We start from the raw sequence: 19125 nt of genomic DNA, 5'->3' as shown, positions 1-19125 counted from the left end.
CGAACGATGACGGCTCCAAACGACACGCAAGCCCTAAAGGCCCTCGTCGGAGATCGCGTCCATCTGGACGAAGCGCTGAAGGCTGCCGACGTGGCCCCCCTGCTGATGGTGCTGATCCACCTTGGCGGCGACCCGGCCTGGCTGGACCGGATCGCGCCCCACATCCAGGGGCCCTGGAGCTTTCACGAACACACGCCAGATGCGCTGAAGGCGGAACTCCGCCAGGCCGTGGCCGATTTACTGGCTGACTATGCATCCACCGGCCGGCAGTTGCCGATCACGCCGCCGATGCACCTCCTGCCCCGGATGCTGGATGTCTGCACGGGCCAGAAAGTCCCGGCCGAATACTATCCTATGGTCCTCGAAGAGATGGACCTAGCAGGCGACGATCCCAAGACCGTCAAATGGCGCGAACCAGTGGCTCGCGAGACGCTCGACCATTTCAACGTCCTGGTCATCGGCGCGGGCTTCTCGGGCGTCGCCATGGGGATCAAGCTCAAGGAAGCCGGGATCGCCTTTACCATCATTGAAAAGAACGAGACCGTCGGGGGCACATGGTACGAGAATTCGTACCCGGGCTGCGGCGTCGATACGGCCAATCACTTCTATTCGTACAGCTTCAATAATAACCACGACTGGGATCATTTCTTCGCCAAACGCGACGAGATATTCCACTATATTCAGCGCAACTCGGATGCGAACGCACTCGGCGATCAGATCCGCTACAACGAAGAAGTCACCAGCGCAGAGTGGGACGACGCGGCCCAGCTGTGGCGGGTCGAGATTCGCGGCAATGACGGCAAGTCTTCCAGCGCGACGGCCAACGTCGTCGTGAGCGCGGTCGGCCAGCTGAACCGGCCGCAGATGCCGACCATTCCCGGAATGGACGATTTCGAGGGGCCGGCCTTCCACACCGCACGCTGGAACCACGAAGCCGACATCGCCGGCCGCCGCGTGGGTCTGATCGGCACCGGTGCCAGCGGGATGCAGGTCGGTCCGGCCATCGCACCGATCGTCGACAATCTGACCATCTTCCAGCGGTCGCCCCACTGGGCCATGGCCAATCCACTCTATTTCGAGACCGTCTCGGACGACAAGAAGTGGGTGCTCAAGAACATCCCCTTCTATGCCAAATGGTTCCGGTTTCAGCTGTTCTGGTCGTCGTCGGACGGCTTCCATCCGATGCTCCAGATCGATCCGAACTGGCCGGACCAGAAGCGGTCGCTCAACGCCGCCAACGCCAAGATCCGCGAACAGTTGGAAGCGCACATCGCCAGCGAACTGAATCATGATCCGGAGCTGATCCGGAAATCGACGCCCGACTATCCGCCTTACGGAAAGCGGATGCTGCGCGACAATCACTGGTACCGGATGCTGACGCGGACCAACGTCGATCTGGTCACCGACCATATCGACCATATCGAGAAGGACGCCGTCGTCACCAAGGACGGCGTACGCCATCCGGTCGATGTGCTTGTGTTCGCCACCGGGTTTCAGGCCCGGCGGATGCTTAGCCCCATGCATATCCAAGGCCGTGACGGCGTCACCATCCGTGCAAGTTGGGGCGAGGACGATCCTCGCGCGCATCTGGGCATGACCATGCCCGGCTTCCCCAACCTGTTCCTGATCTATGGCCCCAATACCAACCTGGCCCACGGCGGCAGCGCGGTGTTCCATTCGGAATGCCAGATCCGCTACATCATGCAGGCCATCCGTGAACTGGTCGAAACCGGCGCGACTTCGGTCGAGGTCAAGGAAAAGCCCTTCTGGGACTACCAGGAGAGGGTCGATGTGGCGCACCGGGGCATGGTCTGGTCGCACCCCGGTGTGACCAGCTGGTACAAGAACGCGGCGGGCCGGGTGACGCAGAACTCGCCCTGGCGGCTGGTCGACTATCGCAACATGACCGAAGTGTTCGATCCGACAGAGTATGAGTTTCGGGGTGGGGCGACAGGCTCGGAGAAGGCGGCATGAGCCTCGCCGCCCTGCTGAAGCCCCGATCGATCGCCATTATTGGCGCGTCCGACAATCCGAAGCGTGTCGGCGGCATTCCCATGGAGCTACTGGCGCGCGCCGGGTTCGAGAAACTTTATCCCGTCAATCCCAAGAGCCCGACCGTTCAGGGCCGCACGGCCTATGCGGACATCGAGTCCGTGCCGGAAGTGGTGGACCTCGCCCTCCTCGCCCTCGGCGCTGACGATGTCGTGCCCTATCTCGATCGCTGCCATGCCGTCGGCGTAAAGTCAGCCATCGTCTTCGCCGCGGGTTATGCCGAGACCAATGAAGCGGAAGGCTTGGCCCGCCAGGCCCAACTAGAAGCGTTCACCGCCCGCACCGGCATGCGCGTCGCCGGCCCCAACTGCATGGGCAACGCTAACTTCGTCGATGGCATCTTCACCACCTTCGGCACCAGCTTCCAGCCCGGCGACCCTGCCGGTTCCACGGCGCTGCTGACCCAGAGCGGCAATATGGCCGCCACCGTCTACCGCATCGCGCGCCGCGCCGGGGTGGCCTTCAGCCACGTCATCAACACCGGCAACGAAGCGGACGTCGATTTCGCCGACTACTTGGGTTTCCTGGCCGAGGACCCTGATACGACCTGCGCCCTCTGCTACATCGAGGAACTGCGGAACGGTCCTGCCTTCCTGAAGGCCGCAGCCGCCTTCCGGGCCAAGGGCAAATTGCTGGCCGTCTTCAAGGTCGGCTCCAGCGAAAAGGGCGCCGAGGCCGCCCGCTCGCACACTGCGGCTCTGGCCGGTGACACAGCCGCCTATGACGCCGCCTTCACAGCGGCCGGGGTTGCACGGGCGGGCGAACTGGTGGGCCTGTCCGACCTCGCCTACCTGAATCAGTTCGGAACCAAGATTGGCGGCAACGCCTGCGCCATCCTGAGCGTCTCCGGCGCTGCGGGGGCCATCCTGTCCGACGCCCTGGCGCTCAACGGCGGCGACGTCCCGACGCTGCCGGACGACATCCAGGCCGCCTTGCGCGCGGAGATCCCGGCCTTCGGCATGGTGTCCAATCCTGTCGACCTGACCGGCAATCTGGTCAACGCCAATGACTTTCTGTTCGAAGCCATCGGTCTGGCGCTTCGGCCCGACGACATCGACGTCCTGCTGCTGTATCTCCCAGGCGTCTTTCTGGAGCGCGCCCTTGATCAGGTCGAACGCGCCGCCGCTGCGTCCAACAAGCTGATCGTCGCCATCGACACCTTCGCTCTCGCCGACCGCACCAAGCTTGCCGCCGCCGGCATCGCCTATTTCGACGACTTCGACCGCGCAGCTCGCGCTGTCGCGACCTACGGCAGATGGAAGGCTCAGGGCAACGCGGTTGTCACCCCGGCGAGCGCCAGCGCGACCTGGCCCGCCTTCCCGGTTGGAGAGTCCGCCCTTTCGGAAACCGAGGCCAAGCATGCGCTCGCGGCCTTCGGCGTTCCGGTGGTCCACGACGCCGTGGTTCATGACGCCGCTGAGGCCCGTGAGGCCGCCCATAGGATCGGCTACCCGCTCGTCGCCAAGCTGGTTAGCCCGGATGTGGCGCACAAGACCGAGCATGGCCTGATCCGGCTGAGCCTCAGGGACGCAGACAGTGTCGTCGAGGCTTTCGAGGCTATGATGGACAAGGCCAGATCCATGCCCGGCGTACGGATCGAGGGCGTGACCTTGGAGCCCATGCTGCAAGGGGGCGTCGAAATCCTGGCAGGCGTCACCCGCGATCCCGTCTTCGGCTGGATGTTGACGGTCGGCCTGGGTGGCGTCTGGACCGAACTCATGAAGGACGTTCAGCACCGGCTGTTGCCCGTCGATGCCGCGGGGGCCGAAGCCATGCTTCGCGGCCTCAAGGGCTTCAAGCTGCTGGACGGCTATCGCGGCGCGCCCAAGGGAGACGTCGCGGCGGCGGGCAAGGCGATCGCCGCCCTGTGCAACGCCGTCATGGCTGGCGGCGAGCGACTTCGCGAAGTGGAAATCAATCCGCTTCTGGTCATGCCGGAGGGTCTTGGCGCGATCGCCGTGGATGCCCTGGTGCTTTTGGACAGCGGACACGACGACACACAGGAGCAGGCCGCATGACCGATCTGGTGGAGCCTAAGGCGACCGAGATCGTCTACGAGACCGAGGAGCCCATCCTCTACGCCGTCGAGGACGGCGTCGCCTGGATCACGATGAACCGTCCCGGTTTCAACAACGCCCAGAACGGTCAGATGACCTATGCGCTGGATGACGCCTTCCAGCGCGCCGTGAACGACGACGACGTCCGCTGTATTGTCCTGGCGGGACAGGGCAAGCATTTCTCGGCCGGGCACGATATCGGCACGCCGGGTCGCGACCTGCACAAGGATTTCGATCGCCGCCTCATGTTCGGCCGCCACGTCAACCGGCCGGCCGCCGAACTGCTCTACACCCGTGAGCAGGAACAGTATCTGGGGATGTGCCGACGCTGGCGCGAAGCCCCAAAGCCGACCGTGGCCATGGTTCAGGGGGCCTGTATCGCCGGAGGTCTGATGCTGGCCTGGGTCTGCGACCTGATCATCGCCTCGGACGACGCCTTCTTCCAGGATCCGGTCGTCCGCATGGGCATCCCGGGCGTCGAGTATTTCGCCCATGCCTTCGAGCTGCCCCCCCGCATCGCCAAGGAGTTCCTGCTGCTCGGTGAGCGGATGACAGCTCAGCGGGCCGAACAGTTCGGCATGGTCAACCGGATCGTGCCGCGCGACAAACTCCGCGAGGAAACCGCCGCCGTCGCCGCCAAGCTGGCCGCCCAGCCTCGCCTCGGCGCCTGGCTGACCAAACAGGCCGTCAACCATGTCGAGGAACTGCGCGGCAAGAGAACAGCCATGGAGGCGGTGTTCCATATGCACCATTTCGCCCACGCCCAGAACGACTTGACGTCCGACAACAGCCTGGGCGGGCTGGACGCGAAATCCATGGCCTCGGCCAACAAGAAGCAGGCCGGCGAGTGAAGCTCGAGTACACCCCTGAACAGGACGCGTTCCGCGCCGAGGTCCGCGCCTGGATGGAGGCCAACGTCCCGTCCGGGCCCCTCCCCTCCTTCGACCTGACGCGCGAAGGGTTCGAAGCCCACCGCGACTGGGAGCGCAAGCTCAGCGAAGGGCGCTGGGGTATGGTCACCTGGCCCGAGGCCTACGGCGGCCGTGCTCTGGACCTGATCCGCTGGCTGATCTTCGAGGAAGAGTACTACCGCGCCAAGGCTCCGACGCGTGTCAACCAGAACGGCATCTTCCTGCTCGGCCCCACCATGATGGAGTTCGGCACCGAGGATCAGAAGGCGCGGTTCCTGCCGCGCATGGCCGCAGGGGACGACATCTGGGCCCAGGCCTGGTCCGAGCCCGGCGCAGGCAGCGATCTTGCCGGCGTTCGCGCCACCGCGACCCGTGACGGCGACCATTACATCCTCAACGGGCAGAAGACCTGGTCCAGCCGCGCCGTCTTCGCCGACTGGGCCTTCGGCCTGTTCCGCGAACCGGGCAGCGAGCGGCACAAGGGCATGAGCCTGATCCTGTTTCCGCTTGATGCGCCCGGCGTGACACGTCGTCCCATTCAGCGGATGGACGGCAAGATGGTGTTCGCCGAACTCTTCCTGGACAATGTCCGGGTGCCGGTTGCCGATCGCTTGGGCGACGAAGGCCAGGGCTGGCACGTCTGCATGGCCACCGCAGGGTTCGAGCGCGGGCTGATGCTACGCTCGCCCGCCCGTTATCAAGTCGCGGCGTCCAACCTGCTGACACTGTACGAAAACAACAAGAACTCGCTCCCGGCCTCGGTTGCCGAGCGCGTGGCCCAGAGCTGGATGGATGCCGACGCCTATGCCCTGTCGATCTATTCGACCGCGTCGCGCCTGACGGCGGGCGGATCGATCGGGCCGGAGTCCTCGACAAACAAGGTCTTCTGGTCCGAAATGGATATCGCCCTGCACCAGACCGCGCTCGACATTCTGGGTGGCCGGGCCGAGTTGGCGCCGCCAGACCTGGGCACGACGGCAGTCGACTGGCTGGAGGACTATATCTTCGCCCTCGCGGGTCCGATCTACGCCGGATCGAACGAGATCCAGCGCAACATCATCGCCGAGCGGATGCTCGGCCTGCCGAGGGCCTGAGCCGATGCAGTTCGCCTTCGACGAAGATCAGCTCGCCATGACCGACGCCGCGCGGGTCATGCTGGTCGAGACCTGCACCCCCGCCGACCTGCGCCATCTTCTGGAGCGGAACGAAGCCTGGGATGAGGCGCGTTGGAACGCTATCCGGGACATGGGATTGGTAGCGATGCTCGCCCCCGAGGACGCTGGCGGTCTCGAGCTCGCACCGGTCGACTTGGTCGGCATTGCAGAGGCTGCGGGCTATGTAGGCCTGCCCGAGCCTCTGGTCGAACAAGCCGGGATTGTCGTCCCGTTGCTAGCTTCGCTTGCCGACGATCGCGGCTGGATCGAGCGTGTGATCAGGGGCGAGGTCGTCGCCGTCGGCCATCCGGCAAATCCGTTCGTCGCCGACGCGGATACGGCCGGTGCCTTCGTCCTCCCTCATGGCGCGGAGCTCCATCTGGTAGAACGAGAACAGGTTTCACTGACGCTCCGGCATAGTGTCGATACCTTCCGTCGGCTGTTCACTGTCGATTGGAGCCCGTCGCCAGAAACCATGGTCGGGTCCGACTGGGGTCAGACCGCCGATCGCGGCGCTCTGTTCACCGCAGCCCAGTTAATCGGTCTTGGCCAGCGCGCCATCGACCTCGCCGTCGCCTACGCCAAGGACCGGACTCAGTTCGGAAAGCCGATCGGCAGCTACCAGGCGGTCAAACATCTGATCGCCTCGGCTCAGGTCAAGATCGAGTTCGCCCGCCCCGTCGTTCACGCCGCTGCTGCCGAGCTCCCCCTCGACACTTTCGCCTCCCGCGCCCGCGTCGCCCATGCCAAGATCGCCGCCGGCGACGCGGCCGATCTCGCCACCCGAACGGCGGTCCAGATCTATGGTGCCATGGGAATGACCCGCGAAGCCGACGTCCATTTCTTCCTCAAGCGTACCCTGGCGTTACGCTATGCCTGGGGTACGGCCTTCGATCATCGGGCGACCGTGATCGAGCGTTTGAACACCCGGCCGACAGGACCCGATATGACCTTTGCCAGTCGGGTGCCAGCGTGAGCGCGACCTTCGCTGTTCCTGGTCTCTCAGACGTCGCCCCGCTGACGGCGAGCGATGACGAGATCGATGCGGCGGTCGGCGATCTCGGCCTGTTGCCGCTTCTGATGTCAGTCGTCCACCTGACAGGCAGCACCGAAATTCTGCGCGCCGCAGGACCGACCCTGAGACCCCAGTATTCCACCGACCTGTCGGGCAGTGTCCCCGCCGACCTCCAGGTCGAACTGCGCGCCAAGGCGGCCCAGGCGATCAAGGCATGGCGTGACGCGGGATGCCCCGCCCCTCATCTTCCAGACACGTTTCAACTGCGCGAGATGATCGCAGCCCTTACAGGAAAGGCGCTCGATCCACGCTACGAGCCCCTGATTTCCGAAGAGCTGGGCTTCGGCGGTGATGCACGCGCCTTCCATTGGGACAGGCCCGTCAAAGAGACGGCAGTGAACGCCAAATCCGTTCTGATCGTCGGGGCCGGGCTTTCCGGTCTGGTGATGGGCTATCGGCTCAAAGAGGCTGGCATTCCCTTTACCATCGTCGAGAAGAACAGCGGCCCTGGCGGCACATGGTTCGAGAACCGCTTTCCCGGCGCGCGCGTGGATGTGCCCAGCCACTGTTATTCCTTTTCCTTCGTGCGCGACCAGACCTGGCCCGAACTCTTCTCACCGTGGCCGGTGCTGCGATCCTATTTCGCGGACTTGGCTGACCGCTTGGGGCTCACGCCGCACATCCGCTACGAGACCGAGGTTCTGCGCGCCGTCTACGATGACGGGTCCGCGCATTGGAACGTGGCGTTGCGCTCGGCCGGGGGTGAGGAACAGGTTCGTGTCGCCGCACTGGTCAGTGCCGTCGGGCAGCTCAACCGCCCCCTGATCCCGGACATAGAAGGCCAGGATAGCTTCAAAGGCGTTCGCGTCCACACATCGAAGTGGACGGAAGACCTGTCGGCCAAAGGCAAGAGGGTGATCGTCATCGGTTCGGCCGCGACGGCCTTGCAGATCGTGCCCGAACTGGCAGAGCAGGCGGCCCACCTCACCGTCTTTCAACGCTCCCCGACCTGGGTTCTGGTCCACCCCGAGTACCGTCGCAAGGTCTCGGACGCCGAGCAGTGGGCGATGAATACCCTACCAGGCTTTGCGCGCTGGACCCGGGCGATCATGTACAACTGGGCGCTGGACGGCTCGCCAGATCACATGGTTATCGATCCGGCATGGACCGGTGGGCCCCAGGCCGTCAGCGCCGCCAATGACGCGGCGCGCGCGCGGTTGACCCAAGGTATGAAGGCCGCCATCGGCGACGATCCGGAACTGCAGGCGAAGCTAATCCCGACCTACCCACCCTATGTGAAGCGACCCAATCTGGGAGACGGCGGCTATTTCCGCGCCTTTCAGCGTCAGAATGTCACCCTGTGCACGGATGGTGCCGTGCGTTTTGACGAGACCGGAATCATCGATGGCAAGGGGGTCCATCACGACGCAGACATCGTCGTCTATGCCACCGGGTTCAAGGCGCTCGAGTATCTGGCCCCGATGGAGATCGTGGGTCGAACCGGAGAGAGAATCGACCGATTCTGGGACGACACGCCACGCGCCCATCTCGGTATCACCGTGCCCGAGTTTCCCAACCTTTTCCTGATGTACGGACCGGGCACCAATCTGGGTTTCAATGGCAACCTGTTCTTCAACTCCGAATGCCAGGCGCGATACATCGCCAACGCCCTGAAATGGATGGTTCAGGATGACATCGACGCGATCGAACTCAAGCCGACGGTGTTTGCGGACTATTGCACTCGGATGGACGCGGCGCTGTCCCGGTTCACCTGGTCCCACGACAGCGCGGGAAGCTGGTACAAGAACGCCGCCGGAAAGGTCATCGCAAATTCGCCCTGGCCGTTGATCGACTACTGGGAATGGACCCGGACACCGGACCCGCATGAGTTCATCACCACGCGCGTGTCGGCTCTTATCGACAGCCTAGCCACTGGAGGCGTCGCCTGATGGCCGTCATTGTCGTCACGGGAGGCTTCGGGGCTCTGGGTCGCGCCGTTGTCCGCCATCTGGCTGATGCCGGGCATCAGGTCGCCGCCGTCGATATGGCTCCCGTCCCGACGGAATCCCTAGCCAAACTGACCCTGGGCGGCGTCGATCTGGCCGAAGAACACGTAGTCGCCGAGGCCTATCGAAATGTGGTCAGCGACCTCGGAGCGATCGGCGGCGTCGTCAACATCGCCGGGGGTTTCGTATGGGAGACCGTGGCGGACGGCTCGCTGGACAGCTTCGACCGGATGTATCGCATGAACCTGCGCACGGCAGCCGCCTCGTGTCGCGCGGCGATTCCGCTGCTTGTGGAGGGATCGGCGATCGTCAACGTGGGTGCTGCCGGGGCCGTCCGGCCTGGCACAGGGTTCGCCGCCTATGCCGCGTCCAAAACCGGCGTTCACGCCCTGACCGAAAGCCTCGCCGAAGAACTCAAGGGCAGGGGCATCCGTGTGAATGCGGTCCTTCCGACCATCATTGACACACCGACGAACCGCGCCGACATGCCCGACGCCGATACGTCGGCCTGGGTCAGGCCGGAGGCGGCGGCGCGGGTCATAGCCTTCCTGCTGTCTCGCGAATCCGGCGCGGTGACCGGAGCCGCCATTCCTCTGTCGCTGGCCGGCTGAAATGGGCCAGTACACCTACGTGGCCTTCATCTGTCCAACACCGGGGCGAGAGCAGGAGTTCGATCACTGGTACGACACCGTGCATATGCCGGACGTGGCCAGAATGCCGGGCGTTGTCAGCGCGCGGCGATTCAACATCGAACGGATCAAGACAAAGGACTGGGAGCCGCCGGCGTGGCGATCCATGGCCATTTATGAGCTTGAGACAGACGATCCCGAAATCACGCTCGCAGCCATCCGAGAGGCCTCTGGAACCGAAATCATGCCGCTCAGCGACGCGATGACAAAGGATGGAATGCTGACGATCGTGGGCCGCCCCACCGCCTCGATCGGCTGAACCTCAGACCGTCCCGACACCGGTCACGGGAGATCCCACCGCCCCGGGTAAGCGAAGCGGCGGCGCGGTCAGCAAAAAGCGTGACCGGCCGTGGGCCCGGAGCCAGTCGGCCAGGTCGGACAGCAGGAACAGTTCGCCCAATGGAATGCCAAGCTTGAACAGGCACAGGTGATGCAGGGGGATATGCGTGCCGTGGCCGTGCGGCACACTGGAGGGCGGCAAAAGCTCCACCGCCTCATTGTCCGACAGGATGGCGACGAGGCCGCTGTCATCGATCCAGCGCTGCAACCGCTCGTCCGCCCCATCCAACCCCGAACACCGATGCTGATCGAAGGGCGCGGACGGATCGTTGTAGCGTCCCAGAAGCGCGCGATCGAAACCCGTCCGCAGGCATAGAACATCTCCGGCCTCGACCGAGGTCCGGTCCGCCTCGAGTATGCGCATTAGCGGGTCATAGCCCACCGCAACTCGCTCCAGGCCGACATGGCTGAACAGATCGACCATGACCCCGCGCGCCTGCAAGGCGGTTTCGGCCAGGGTTTCAATACCCAGGGCCCCTGCGCCATAGGGGCCGTCGAAGGGCCGCCGATCCCGGAGATAATCGACGGGTCCATGGATGTGATCGTTGGCCCGAAAGCCGTTGTAGTAGGTCGCTTCGCGGCGTCCGTCGCCATGGGCGTCATGCAACGCGCCGATGTGGCACAGACTGTCCCACTGGGTCGAGAACTGAAGGCTGATCAGCGCCTTGTCGTCACAGACCACGTCGTCCTGATCGGGGTTCACGCGGGACATCGGATAGTTCAGCGTCGGATCCTCGCCTCGCAGGAAAAACCCCAACTCGGGCGGCTTTCGGCGAGGATGCAGTTCCACGTGTCGCGGACAGTCGAGTGGCAAGGACAGACAGAACGCCAAGCCTTCGCGGACCTCCTGGGCGGCCGCTCGCCGACGCTCCGGCGTGATCAGATTCAGTCGACCAAGCTGGTCGTCCGGACCGAAATCGCCCCAGTTCGAGCCCTCGGGCCGCCGGGTCCAGCGAACAGACTTCGTCATGACATTTCCCTCACGCAGATCATCGATTGCAACGCCCTCGATGCATTGGCAAGAACCAAGCTCCGTTGGAGCTTGCGATGCACCCTATGATCTCGGTTAACACGCTCAGCCTCGCGCCCGCTCCTTTCGACGTCCATGTCGATCAGGTCGTCCGGCTGGGCCTGACCGCGATCAGCCCGACGCTCGAGGAAGTCACGGAGTTCGGCTCCACGCGGGCCCGCCGACTGCTTGACGACGTGGGACTATCCATAGCCACCTTCACCCACCGGGCCTTTGCCTACGCCACACCGGACTTGGCAAAGGCCGGTCGGGAGCGGCTGCTAGCAACCCTGCGTCTCGCACAAGAGATCCAAGCCGATTCCATCACCATGACGACGGGGGGGCGCGAACACCTGAACTGGCCCGACGCTGCCCAAATGTTCGCCCAGGCCATCGCGCCCTGCGCCGAGAGTGCTCGCGAGGTCGGGATCAGCCTGGCGATCGAACCCACATCGCATCTCTACGCCGACGTCTCGATCGCCCATCGATTGGCGGACACGGTCTCACTGGCAAGACAGGCCGGCATTCATCTGGGCATCGACCTTTTCGCCTGCTGGATGGATGCGGATATCGACGCCGCCCTTCGCGCCGCTGCTCCCCTGTGCGCCGTCGTCCAGGTCAGCGACTACGTGATGGGCGACCGCGCCCTGCCCTGTCGCGCTGTGCCGGGCGATGGCGGGATCCCCTTGGGCCGGCTCTTGCCTCAAATCGTGGCCGCAGGGTTCAATGGATGGTTCGATATGGAGATCATCGGCCCGCGGATCGCGGCCGAAGGGCATGAAGCCGCCCTGGCGCGCGCCGCAAACACGATCCGCATGATCCTCTCCGACTGACTCCCCGTTTAGCCGGTTCTCGTTCCTGAAAGTGGGAATGTGCCAAAGGCGCCCGCTTTCACCGAGCCTGCAATGGCGTCGCCATCGATCGTGGCCTCGTTCTCCAGGGTCATCGGCATCGGTGACGTCATCTTGGTCACCCACCGGATCGTGTCGCCCTCGATCGTTCCGTCCGTGATCTCATTGGTTCCCATCTGTCCGGCCTGGGAACCGGTCCAGGTCACGCCGTCGGTCCTGACCGTCAGGACCGCCTTCTGGTCGCCCATCGGTGACTTCACGGTGACTTCATACACGCCGTCGATCGCCATTCTTGTCTCCTGTTGAACCGGATCTTTCGGCAGAACCCGGCCAAAAATCCTACCGGCTCCACCGTATGGCCGACGCAGCCTTTAAAACATCGCCGAGGAGTAAAGTTCGCCCCGGCGATACACGCGCCGAGAGGCAAGTGCGCTGCTGACAGAACTTCCGGCGCCCCCGCATGGTGGGCCGACGATCGAGCAGGCCAGCGCTCGACGCCGCCTTTCAACTCGATAGGCAAGGTCGCGATCAACCAGCAACCATGCGAGCACGACGATGACCGACATTCAGGACTGGATCGCCATCTGCGAGGTCAAGGCGCGGTACTGCCGCTTCATGGACACCAAACAGTGGGACGCGTGGCGCGAACTGTTCACCGAAGACTACGAGCTGGATGTTTCGGAGGCCGGCGGACCGCCGCCGATCAAGGGCCGGACGGAAGCCCTCGAAATGGCCATGTCCTTCGTCGTGCCCGCGATCACTGTCCATCAGGTCCATTTTCCCGAGATCACTATCAACGGAGACACCGCCGAGGGCATCTGGGCCATGCAGGATCGGGTCGTCTTCGGACCGCAGGGTCCCTCTCTCTCGGGCTTCGGCCATTATCGCGACCGGTTTCGGCGTCTGGACGGGGTCTGGAAGATCTCGGCGTCAAAACTGACACGGCTGCATGTCGATATCGTCGCGATCGGCTAGCACCACGACGGCAGCGGTTAGCCAAAGCCTTTCGTAAACAAGACCATGGAACGCGAAGCGCACATGACAAGGCCCCTAAGAGTCGGAATCATCAGCGCCAAATGGGGAGCCATGGGACATTTGCCGGCGTGGCGACTGATCCCGGACGTCGAGGTCACCGCCATGTGCACCTCCCGCCAGGAGACGGCCGAGGCCGCGGTCGCGCAACACGGGATCGCGCGGCCATTCTGGGATTTCGAGGCGATGTGCGCCGACCCCGACATCGACATCATCGATGTCGGCAGCAGCCCCATCCTGCGCGAGTCCATGGTCGCGGCCGCCATCCGCGCCGGCAAGCACGTCGTCAACAACATGCCGTTCGCAACCTCCGGCAAGGCCGCGGATCGCCTCGCCGCGCTGCAACAGGACGCCGGCGTGGTCGGTGGTGCCGCCTCCAGCCTGGCGGGGCTTCCCCATCTTGCCCTGATGAAGGAAATGATCGAGGCCGGTGAGATCGGCGAGGTCTTCCAGATCGACGCCGCCTTCCAGCTGTCCTTCTTCCTGGAGATCATGCCGGGCTTCCCCTATCTGTGGTTCGGGAAGGCGGGTCTGGGCGTCAGCGTGACCCGCAATCACGGCTCCCATATCCTGCATGCACTCCGTTATCTGAACGGCCCCATCAGCTCCGTCGTCGCGCGGATGGAGACACAGCTCAAGTCCTGGAACATCCCGGGCGAGGGCCCTCGGGCCGCCGAAACCGACGACACCTGCCACGCCCTGCTCGGCTTCGCCAATGGAGCCATGGGGTCGATGCGAACCTCCTGGACCGCCGCCGACAGCCCCGGCTTCACCCTGGATGTGTTCGGCAGCAAGGGCAGGCTGAAACTGGACGCCCTGCTCTATCCCAGCGTCTCCACGGCCAAGCTCTACGCCTCGACCGGACCGATCAGCATGGTTCCGACCGGCTCCGAGGTGATCGTGCCCGATCGGCTTTTGAGCGTCGCGGGCCGCCGCGTCGAACCGTCCGCCGCCGACATGATGAACGGTGGCCAGACACTATCGCTCGCGCGCGTCTTCGAAAGCGTCGTCGCCGAAATCCGAGGAACCGGTCAAGCCATGCCGAATTTTGCCCGCGCCGCCGAAATCCAGCGCCTGATCGACGCCCTCTACGCATCGCACGCGGCTCGGGCCTGGATCGACGTCTAAAGGGTTAGCCGGCCTGCCCGGCTGCGCTTCGGATCCAGCGCGAGATATCCGCCAGTGCCTCGGCGGCCAGCGGAATGGCTCCGGCGGCACCCAGGTAGCCGTGCACCATGCCGGCGTCGCATCTCGTCGCGACCGCGATCCCCGCCATTGCCAGGCGGTCGGCATAGGCGAGGCCCTCGTCGCGCAGCGGGTCGAGCTCTGCAACGGCGACGAAGGTGGCGGGAAGGCCGACGGGATCCGTCAGCCGAAGCGGCGAGATCAGCGGATCCGAGCGATCAACCCCAGACGGCGCGTAGTGGTCCCAGAAATAACGCATATCGGCTGTCGAAAGCAGCCAGTTCCGCTCGCCCACCTCCTGATAGGAGCCGGTCGTGAAATCGTGGTCTGTGACCGGGTAGGCGAGGACCTGCCCGACCAGCCTGGGACCGTTGCAATCGCGTGCCCGGATGGCGCAGGCGGCCGCCAGATTGGCACCCGCGCTCTCACCCACAACGAGCAACGGTCCGGAGCGGGAGGCCGCCGCCCATTCGAGAACGGCATAGGCGTCGTCCAAAGGCTGGGGAAAGGGATGCTCGGGGGCGAGCCGGTAATCCACGCTGATGAACTCGCACTGGCTTGCTGTAGCCAGACGTCGGCAGGTCGTGTCCGAGAACTCCAGGTCGCCGATGACCCAGCCGCCCGCATGAAGATAGACGCAGACGCCCAGCGCCCGACTTGACGGCATATAGCGACGGATCGGGATAGGACCATTCGGACCCTCGACGACGGCGTCGACGACAGCCTCAAGTCCGGCGAGGCCTGCCGGTTTCGGTGCCGCCATCATGGAGGCGCGCAACATCTCGCGGGCAACCGTCGGCGACACCTGATGCAGGAAAGGCCGGTTCGCCGCCGCGTAGGCATCGATGATCGCCTGGAACACAGGATGGGGCCTGGAGGAACTTGCGGCGTCGCTCATGCGGTCGCCTCCGATCTACGGCGCTGTTGGGCGATGATGTTCGGCTGGCCGCTATGCGCCATCCTGCCCCCGTCGACCACGAGGGTCGCGCCGGTCACGAACGAGGCCTCGTCGGATGCGAGAAAGGCCACGACATTGGCGACTTCGTGCGGTTGGCCCACGCGGCCCATAGGAATGCCGTCCAGCCATTCCTGGCGATCCGCTTGGCTACCATGGGTGCCTACGCCCATGGCGGTGGAGCCTATGGCCCCGGGGCACACCACATTCACCCTGATGCCGTCGCGGGCGCAGTCCAGGGCCAGTGAGCGGGTGTAATTGATCACCGCCGCCTTGGACGCATTGTAGGCGCTGAACCCATAGTCACCCAAGAGGCCCGAGACCGAGGCGATATTGACCACGGCTCCGCCGCCGGATCGCTGCATCGCCGGGATCGCATCCCGACAGGTGCGATAGACTGACGTCGCATTGACGGCGAACACCCGCTCCCATTGCGCTTCGGACAGATCCGGCGTCTCGGCGAGCACGCCTATCCCAGCATTGTTGACCAGAATATCGAGCCGCCCGAAGCGGCTCATCGTTTCGGCGACCATCGCGGTGACCTGGGTCGAGTCCGTGACGTCCGTTGGGATGAACAGACTCGCGGCCGCGTCGGGCTCCGGGGCCTTAATGTCGGCGACCACGATCTGAGCGCCTTCGCTGGCGAGGCGCGCGACAATCGCCGCGCCGATGCCGGTGGCCCCGCCCGTGACGATCGCAACCCTGCCCTGAAAACGGTCGGTCATGGCCACCTCACATCGCGTCGAGCAATTTTCCGGGATTCAGGACGCCGTTTGGATCAAGCGCGCCCTTCAATGTCCGCATCAGATCGATTTCCGCCGGCGAACGGGTCCAGGACAGATAGGGCGCGCGGGACACACCGATCCCGTGCTCCGCCGCGATCGAACCGCCGACGTCTCGCACCGCGTCGAAGATCGCCGTGTCGAAACCGCGCTGGATGTCCTTGTCCATGGAGCCACGGCTGACGATCGCATGCAGGTTCCCGTCGCCGGCATGGCCATAGAACAGGGCACTGGCGTCGGGATAGACCTTGGCCAGTCCCGTACGTGCCGCCGCCACGAAGGCAGGCATGTCGGCGATGCCCATGCTCACGTCGTAGGCGCAGAAGGGACGCAGCGGCGTCAGGCCCGGCGTCATGTCCTCGCGCACCGCCCATATGTTTTCCCGCTCGCGATCGGACTGGGCGATGATCGCATCGGCGACCAACCCCTCTTCGATCAAGCTCGTCAGGACCCGTTCGAACTGCTCGTTGTCGGCGACCGCGTCGCCCCCCATCGCCTCGACAAGCGCGTAGAATCCATGGCCTGGAGCCATGGGTGCAGGGCGTTGCGACGACTGCGCCTCGGTCATCGCCGCGTAGAAATCACTCCACATCAGTTCGAAGGAAGACAGCTTGCCCGAAAGCGCGACCTCTAGCCGCCTCATGGAGAGGATGGCGTCCTCGAACCGTTCGGTGGCGATCAGGGCGGTCTGGCGCGAGGTCGGGATAGGCCGCAGCCTCAGCACGGCCCGGGTGACGATGCCGAGCGTCCCCTCGCTGCCGATCAGGAGATGCTTCCAGTTATACCCCGCGTTGTCCTTGAGCATCTTGGTCAGGGACGACACGATCGTACCGTCGGCCAGCACGACCTCCAGCCCGATCACCATGTCGCGCATCATGCCCCAGCGGATGACCCGGTTACCACCGGCATTGGTGCCGATTACCCCGCCGATGGTCGCCGATCCCCGCGCGCCCAGGTCAAGGGGCAGGAATGCGCCTTGGACCTCCGCCGCTTCCTGAGCCAGTTGCAGGATGCAGCCCGCCTCGACGGTCATGGTCATCGAAAGGGTGTCGATTTCGACGACACGGCTCATCCGCTCCAGCGACAAGGCGATCCCGCCGTCCGCAGGCACGGCCGAACCGACCGTGCCGCTCTGCCCCCCCACGACGGTGATGGAAAGCCCCCGCCGGCTCGCCAGCCTGACGATGGCGGCGACCTCGTCCGTGCTGGCGGGTTTGACCAGGGCCACCGGTCGAGACTGATATCCTCGCGACACGTCCACGCGGTAGCGTTCGCCGATCGCATCGCCAATGTGGACATGGTCCTCCCCGACGACGGTGCGCAGTTCCGCTTCCAGTCCGTCGCAGGTCACCGGTTCATCCCTGGCGCTCGATCCGCAGGGCGTGTTTGGGGCAGACGCGGACGGCGGCCTCGGCCTTGGGCATATCCGCTTCGGTCAGTTCATCTCGAAGCACGATCAGGTTGTCGTCGTCGTCGATCTCAAGGAGTTCAGGGGCCTCGAAGGTGCAGACGCCGTTGCCGTCGCACAGCGGCCATTCCACCACCAGCTTGTCCGCCATTCCAGCTACTCCCACGATCCTGCTTCCCCTCTGGCTATGCGCGGGCCCAAGGGGGGTCAATCGAACGCTCGGTGAATCCGCCACGGCGATGCCCTTGAGCGACATCGTGCAATCACCGGCCATCCGGTGTTGCATGAGGGTGTCGCGGCTGCCGCTGGCTGCGGCCAATCGCCTGCCATATCGGTGTCCAGGGAATCTCCGCGTCAATGGCCACGTCCGAAAATCAAGAACAATCCGGCTCGGTCGCGCCCCCCAGGCTCGGTATCACGCGTGCGGAATGGCGCGCCAACTGGCCGGTCGTAGCGGCGGCGACGACGGGCGTCGCCATATCGACCATCAACATCTATTCGGTCGGCCTGTTCATCGCCCCTTTCGAGACCGACTTCGGTTGGTCGCGCGGCGACATTTCCTTTGGCCCGGCTCTTGCCGGGTTCGCCACCATCTTGACGGGCCCGATGATCGGGTTGGCGATCGACCGTTTCGGGCCTCGCCGGGTTGGCCTGATGGGCGCTGTCGTCATCACCATCCTGACGGCCCTCCTGTCACAGATCACGTCCGACATCAGATCCTGGTGGGCGTTCTGGGTGCTGCTGGCGGCCATCAACGCCTTTGTGCAGCCGACCGTCTGGACGGCAGGCGTATCCGGCTTCTTCAACGCCAGTCGTGGACTGGCGTTCGCGATAACCCTGTGTGGCAGCAGCCTCGCATCGCTGATCACCCCGGTCCTCACCTATCAGCTGATCGAACAATTTGGATGGCGGGGCGCCTTCGTGGGGCTCGCTGCGTTCTGGGGCTTGATCGCCATCCCGATGATCCTGTTCTTCTTCACGAGCCAGATTGATCGAAACCGGCAGGCGGCGAAGTCTGGAAAGATTGAACGGGTGAAGCCCCCCTCCGGAGGCCTGTCCGTGCTGTGGTCTCGCAGCTTTATCCAGATCGCCCTGGGCGGCTTTCTGATCGCATCGGTCGTGGTGCCTCTGGTCGTCAATCTGGTGCCGGTCCTGACCTGGAACGGCATCGACCGATCTCATGCCGCCGAGATCGCGGCCTCTCTCGGCATCGCTTCAATCGCGGGCCGTCTGGTCGTCGGCCATCTGCTGGATCGGTTCGATGGCCGCGTCCTGGCGGCGGTCAGCGTATGCCTTCCCATGGGTGCCAGTCTTCTTCTGCTAGCCTTTCCCGGGTCAATGCCGATGGCCTTTGCGGGCGTCATCCTGCTGGGCCTGACCCTGGGTGCCGAACTGGACCTGGTGGCCTACCTGACGTCCAGATACTTCGACCTGGATCGCTTTGGTCTGCTGTTCGGCGTCATCGGTGCCCTGATCACCCTGGCGGGTGGCGCAGGTCCGTGGGTAGTCAGCCTCGTCTACGATCACGCGGGAACCTACCGCCCGGTGCTTCTGGCCGCCTTCCCCATGTGCCTGGTGGCCGCCGCCCTGTTTGCATCGCTCAAGCCTTATCGCGCCCGGACGCCGAAACCCGCTGCCGCGACCTAGGTCGCAAAGCCAGGCGGCATCGCCTGACCGGTA

Annotated in this window: 18 protein-coding genes; 12 read left to right on the top strand and 6 right to left on the bottom strand. The window is 64.6% G+C overall.

Translation table 11 applies throughout. The features are described from left to right. Positions 1 to 6 precede the first annotated feature (6 nt). The 8 genes from JHC99_RS00385 to JHC99_RS00350 are packed head-to-tail and all read left to right on the top strand — an operon-like array spanning position 7 to position 10143. Entirely contained in the window at positions 7 to 1974 is a 1968-nt protein-coding gene (locus JHC99_RS00385) for an NAD(P)/FAD-dependent oxidoreductase (RefSeq protein ID WP_292151486.1), read from the top strand. Continuing rightward, entirely contained in the window at positions 1971 to 4070 is a 2100-nt protein-coding gene (locus JHC99_RS00380; protein ID WP_292151485.1) for an acetate--CoA ligase family protein, read from the top strand. Before JHC99_RS00385 ends, JHC99_RS00380 begins: the two co-directional genes overlap by 4 nt. After that, complete coding sequence (locus JHC99_RS00375) at positions 4067 to 4960, top strand: enoyl-CoA hydratase (RefSeq protein WP_292151484.1); 894 nt, start codon at positions 4067 to 4069, stop codon at positions 4958 to 4960. The genes JHC99_RS00380 and JHC99_RS00375 overlap by 4 nt, the downstream gene beginning before the upstream one ends. After that, positions 4957 to 6114, top strand: coding sequence for an acyl-CoA dehydrogenase family protein (locus JHC99_RS00370; RefSeq protein ID WP_292151483.1), 1158 nt, complete (start codon positions 4957 to 4959; stop codon positions 6112 to 6114). Before JHC99_RS00375 ends, JHC99_RS00370 begins: the two co-directional genes overlap by 4 nt. A 4-nt stretch (positions 6115 to 6118) precedes the next feature. Continuing rightward, the gene (locus JHC99_RS00365) at positions 6119 to 7150 is read left to right on the top strand and encodes an acyl-CoA dehydrogenase family protein (protein ID WP_292151482.1); all 1032 of its coding nucleotides are present in this window, start codon (positions 6119 to 6121) and stop codon (positions 7148 to 7150) included. Next, positions 7147 to 9138 carry an NAD(P)-binding protein gene (locus JHC99_RS00360; RefSeq protein ID WP_292151481.1) on the top strand — a complete coding sequence of 664 codons (1992 nt, stop codon included), beginning with the start codon at positions 7147 to 7149 and terminating at the stop codon, positions 9136 to 9138. The genes JHC99_RS00365 and JHC99_RS00360 overlap by 4 nt, the downstream gene beginning before the upstream one ends. Next, complete coding sequence (locus JHC99_RS00355) at positions 9138 to 9806, top strand: SDR family oxidoreductase (RefSeq protein ID WP_292151480.1); 669 nt, start codon at positions 9138 to 9140, stop codon at positions 9804 to 9806. Before JHC99_RS00360 ends, JHC99_RS00355 begins: the two co-directional genes overlap by 1 nt. Before the next feature lies 1 nt (position 9807). Then, entirely contained in the window at positions 9808 to 10143 is a 336-nt protein-coding gene (locus JHC99_RS00350) for a hypothetical protein (RefSeq protein WP_271143830.1), read from the top strand. Between the two features lie 3 nt (positions 10144 to 10146). On the opposite strand, the gene JHC99_RS00345 is transcribed toward JHC99_RS00350, so the two are convergent. Then, positions 10147 to 11193, bottom strand: a complete 1047-nt coding sequence (locus JHC99_RS00345; RefSeq protein ID WP_292151479.1) for a cyclase family protein — start codon at positions 11191 to 11193, stop codon at positions 10147 to 10149. 77 nt (positions 11194 to 11270) lie between these two features. Between JHC99_RS00345 and JHC99_RS00340 the strand changes: the two genes are divergently transcribed. Continuing rightward, on the top strand, positions 11271 to 12065 hold the full coding sequence (locus JHC99_RS00340; RefSeq protein WP_292151478.1) for a sugar phosphate isomerase/epimerase: 795 nt from the start codon (positions 11271 to 11273) through the stop codon (positions 12063 to 12065). Positions 12066 to 12073: 8 nt separating this feature from the next. On the opposite strand, the gene JHC99_RS00335 is transcribed toward JHC99_RS00340, so the two are convergent. Continuing rightward, the gene (locus JHC99_RS00335; RefSeq protein WP_292151477.1) at positions 12074 to 12373 is read right to left on the bottom strand and encodes a hypothetical protein; all 300 of its coding nucleotides are present in this window, start codon (positions 12371 to 12373) and stop codon (positions 12074 to 12076) included. Positions 12374 to 12638: 265 nt separating this feature from the next. Between JHC99_RS00335 and JHC99_RS00330 the strand changes: the two genes are divergently transcribed. Then, complete coding sequence (locus tag JHC99_RS00330) at positions 12639 to 13058, top strand: nuclear transport factor 2 family protein (RefSeq protein ID WP_292151476.1); 420 nt, start codon at positions 12639 to 12641, stop codon at positions 13056 to 13058. A gap of 45 nt (positions 13059 to 13103) precedes the next feature. Next, positions 13104 to 14243 (top strand): Gfo/Idh/MocA family oxidoreductase, encoded by a 1140-nt coding sequence (locus tag JHC99_RS00325; RefSeq protein WP_366927694.1) that lies wholly within the window; start codon positions 13104 to 13106, stop codon positions 14241 to 14243. 4 nt (positions 14244 to 14247) lie between these two features. On the opposite strand, the gene JHC99_RS00320 is transcribed toward JHC99_RS00325, so the two are convergent. The 4 genes from JHC99_RS00320 to JHC99_RS00305 are packed head-to-tail and all read right to left on the bottom strand — an operon-like array spanning position 14248 to position 17596. Next, positions 14248 to 15198: an alpha/beta hydrolase gene (locus JHC99_RS00320; RefSeq protein WP_292151474.1), complete on the bottom strand. Its 951-nt coding sequence runs from the start codon at positions 15196 to 15198 to the stop codon at positions 14248 to 14250. Beyond that, positions 15195 to 15980 carry an SDR family NAD(P)-dependent oxidoreductase gene (locus JHC99_RS00315; protein WP_292151473.1) on the bottom strand — a complete coding sequence of 262 codons (786 nt, stop codon included), beginning with the start codon at positions 15978 to 15980 and terminating at the stop codon, positions 15195 to 15197. The genes JHC99_RS00320 and JHC99_RS00315 overlap by 4 nt, the downstream gene beginning before the upstream one ends. Positions 15981 to 15987: 7 nt before the next feature. Further along, positions 15988 to 17388, bottom strand: coding sequence for an FAD-binding oxidoreductase (locus JHC99_RS00310; protein WP_292151472.1), 1401 nt, complete (start codon positions 17386 to 17388; stop codon positions 15988 to 15990). Between the two features lie 4 nt (positions 17389 to 17392). Beyond that, positions 17393 to 17596, bottom strand: coding sequence for a ferredoxin (locus tag JHC99_RS00305; protein WP_292151471.1), 204 nt, complete (start codon positions 17594 to 17596; stop codon positions 17393 to 17395). Between the two features lie 206 nt (positions 17597 to 17802). On the opposite strand from JHC99_RS00305, the gene JHC99_RS00300 reads away from it, so the two are divergent. Continuing rightward, positions 17803 to 19092, top strand: coding sequence for an MFS transporter (locus JHC99_RS00300; protein ID WP_292151470.1), 1290 nt, complete (start codon positions 17803 to 17805; stop codon positions 19090 to 19092). Positions 19093 to 19125: the final 33 nt, after the last annotated feature.

The sequence above is a fragment of the Brevundimonas sp. genome (assembly GCF_016463485.1).
In the GTDB taxonomy this organism is placed as follows: domain Bacteria; phylum Pseudomonadota; class Alphaproteobacteria; order Caulobacterales; family Caulobacteraceae; genus Brevundimonas.
This window is presented reverse-complemented; position numbering and strand designations above follow the sequence as displayed.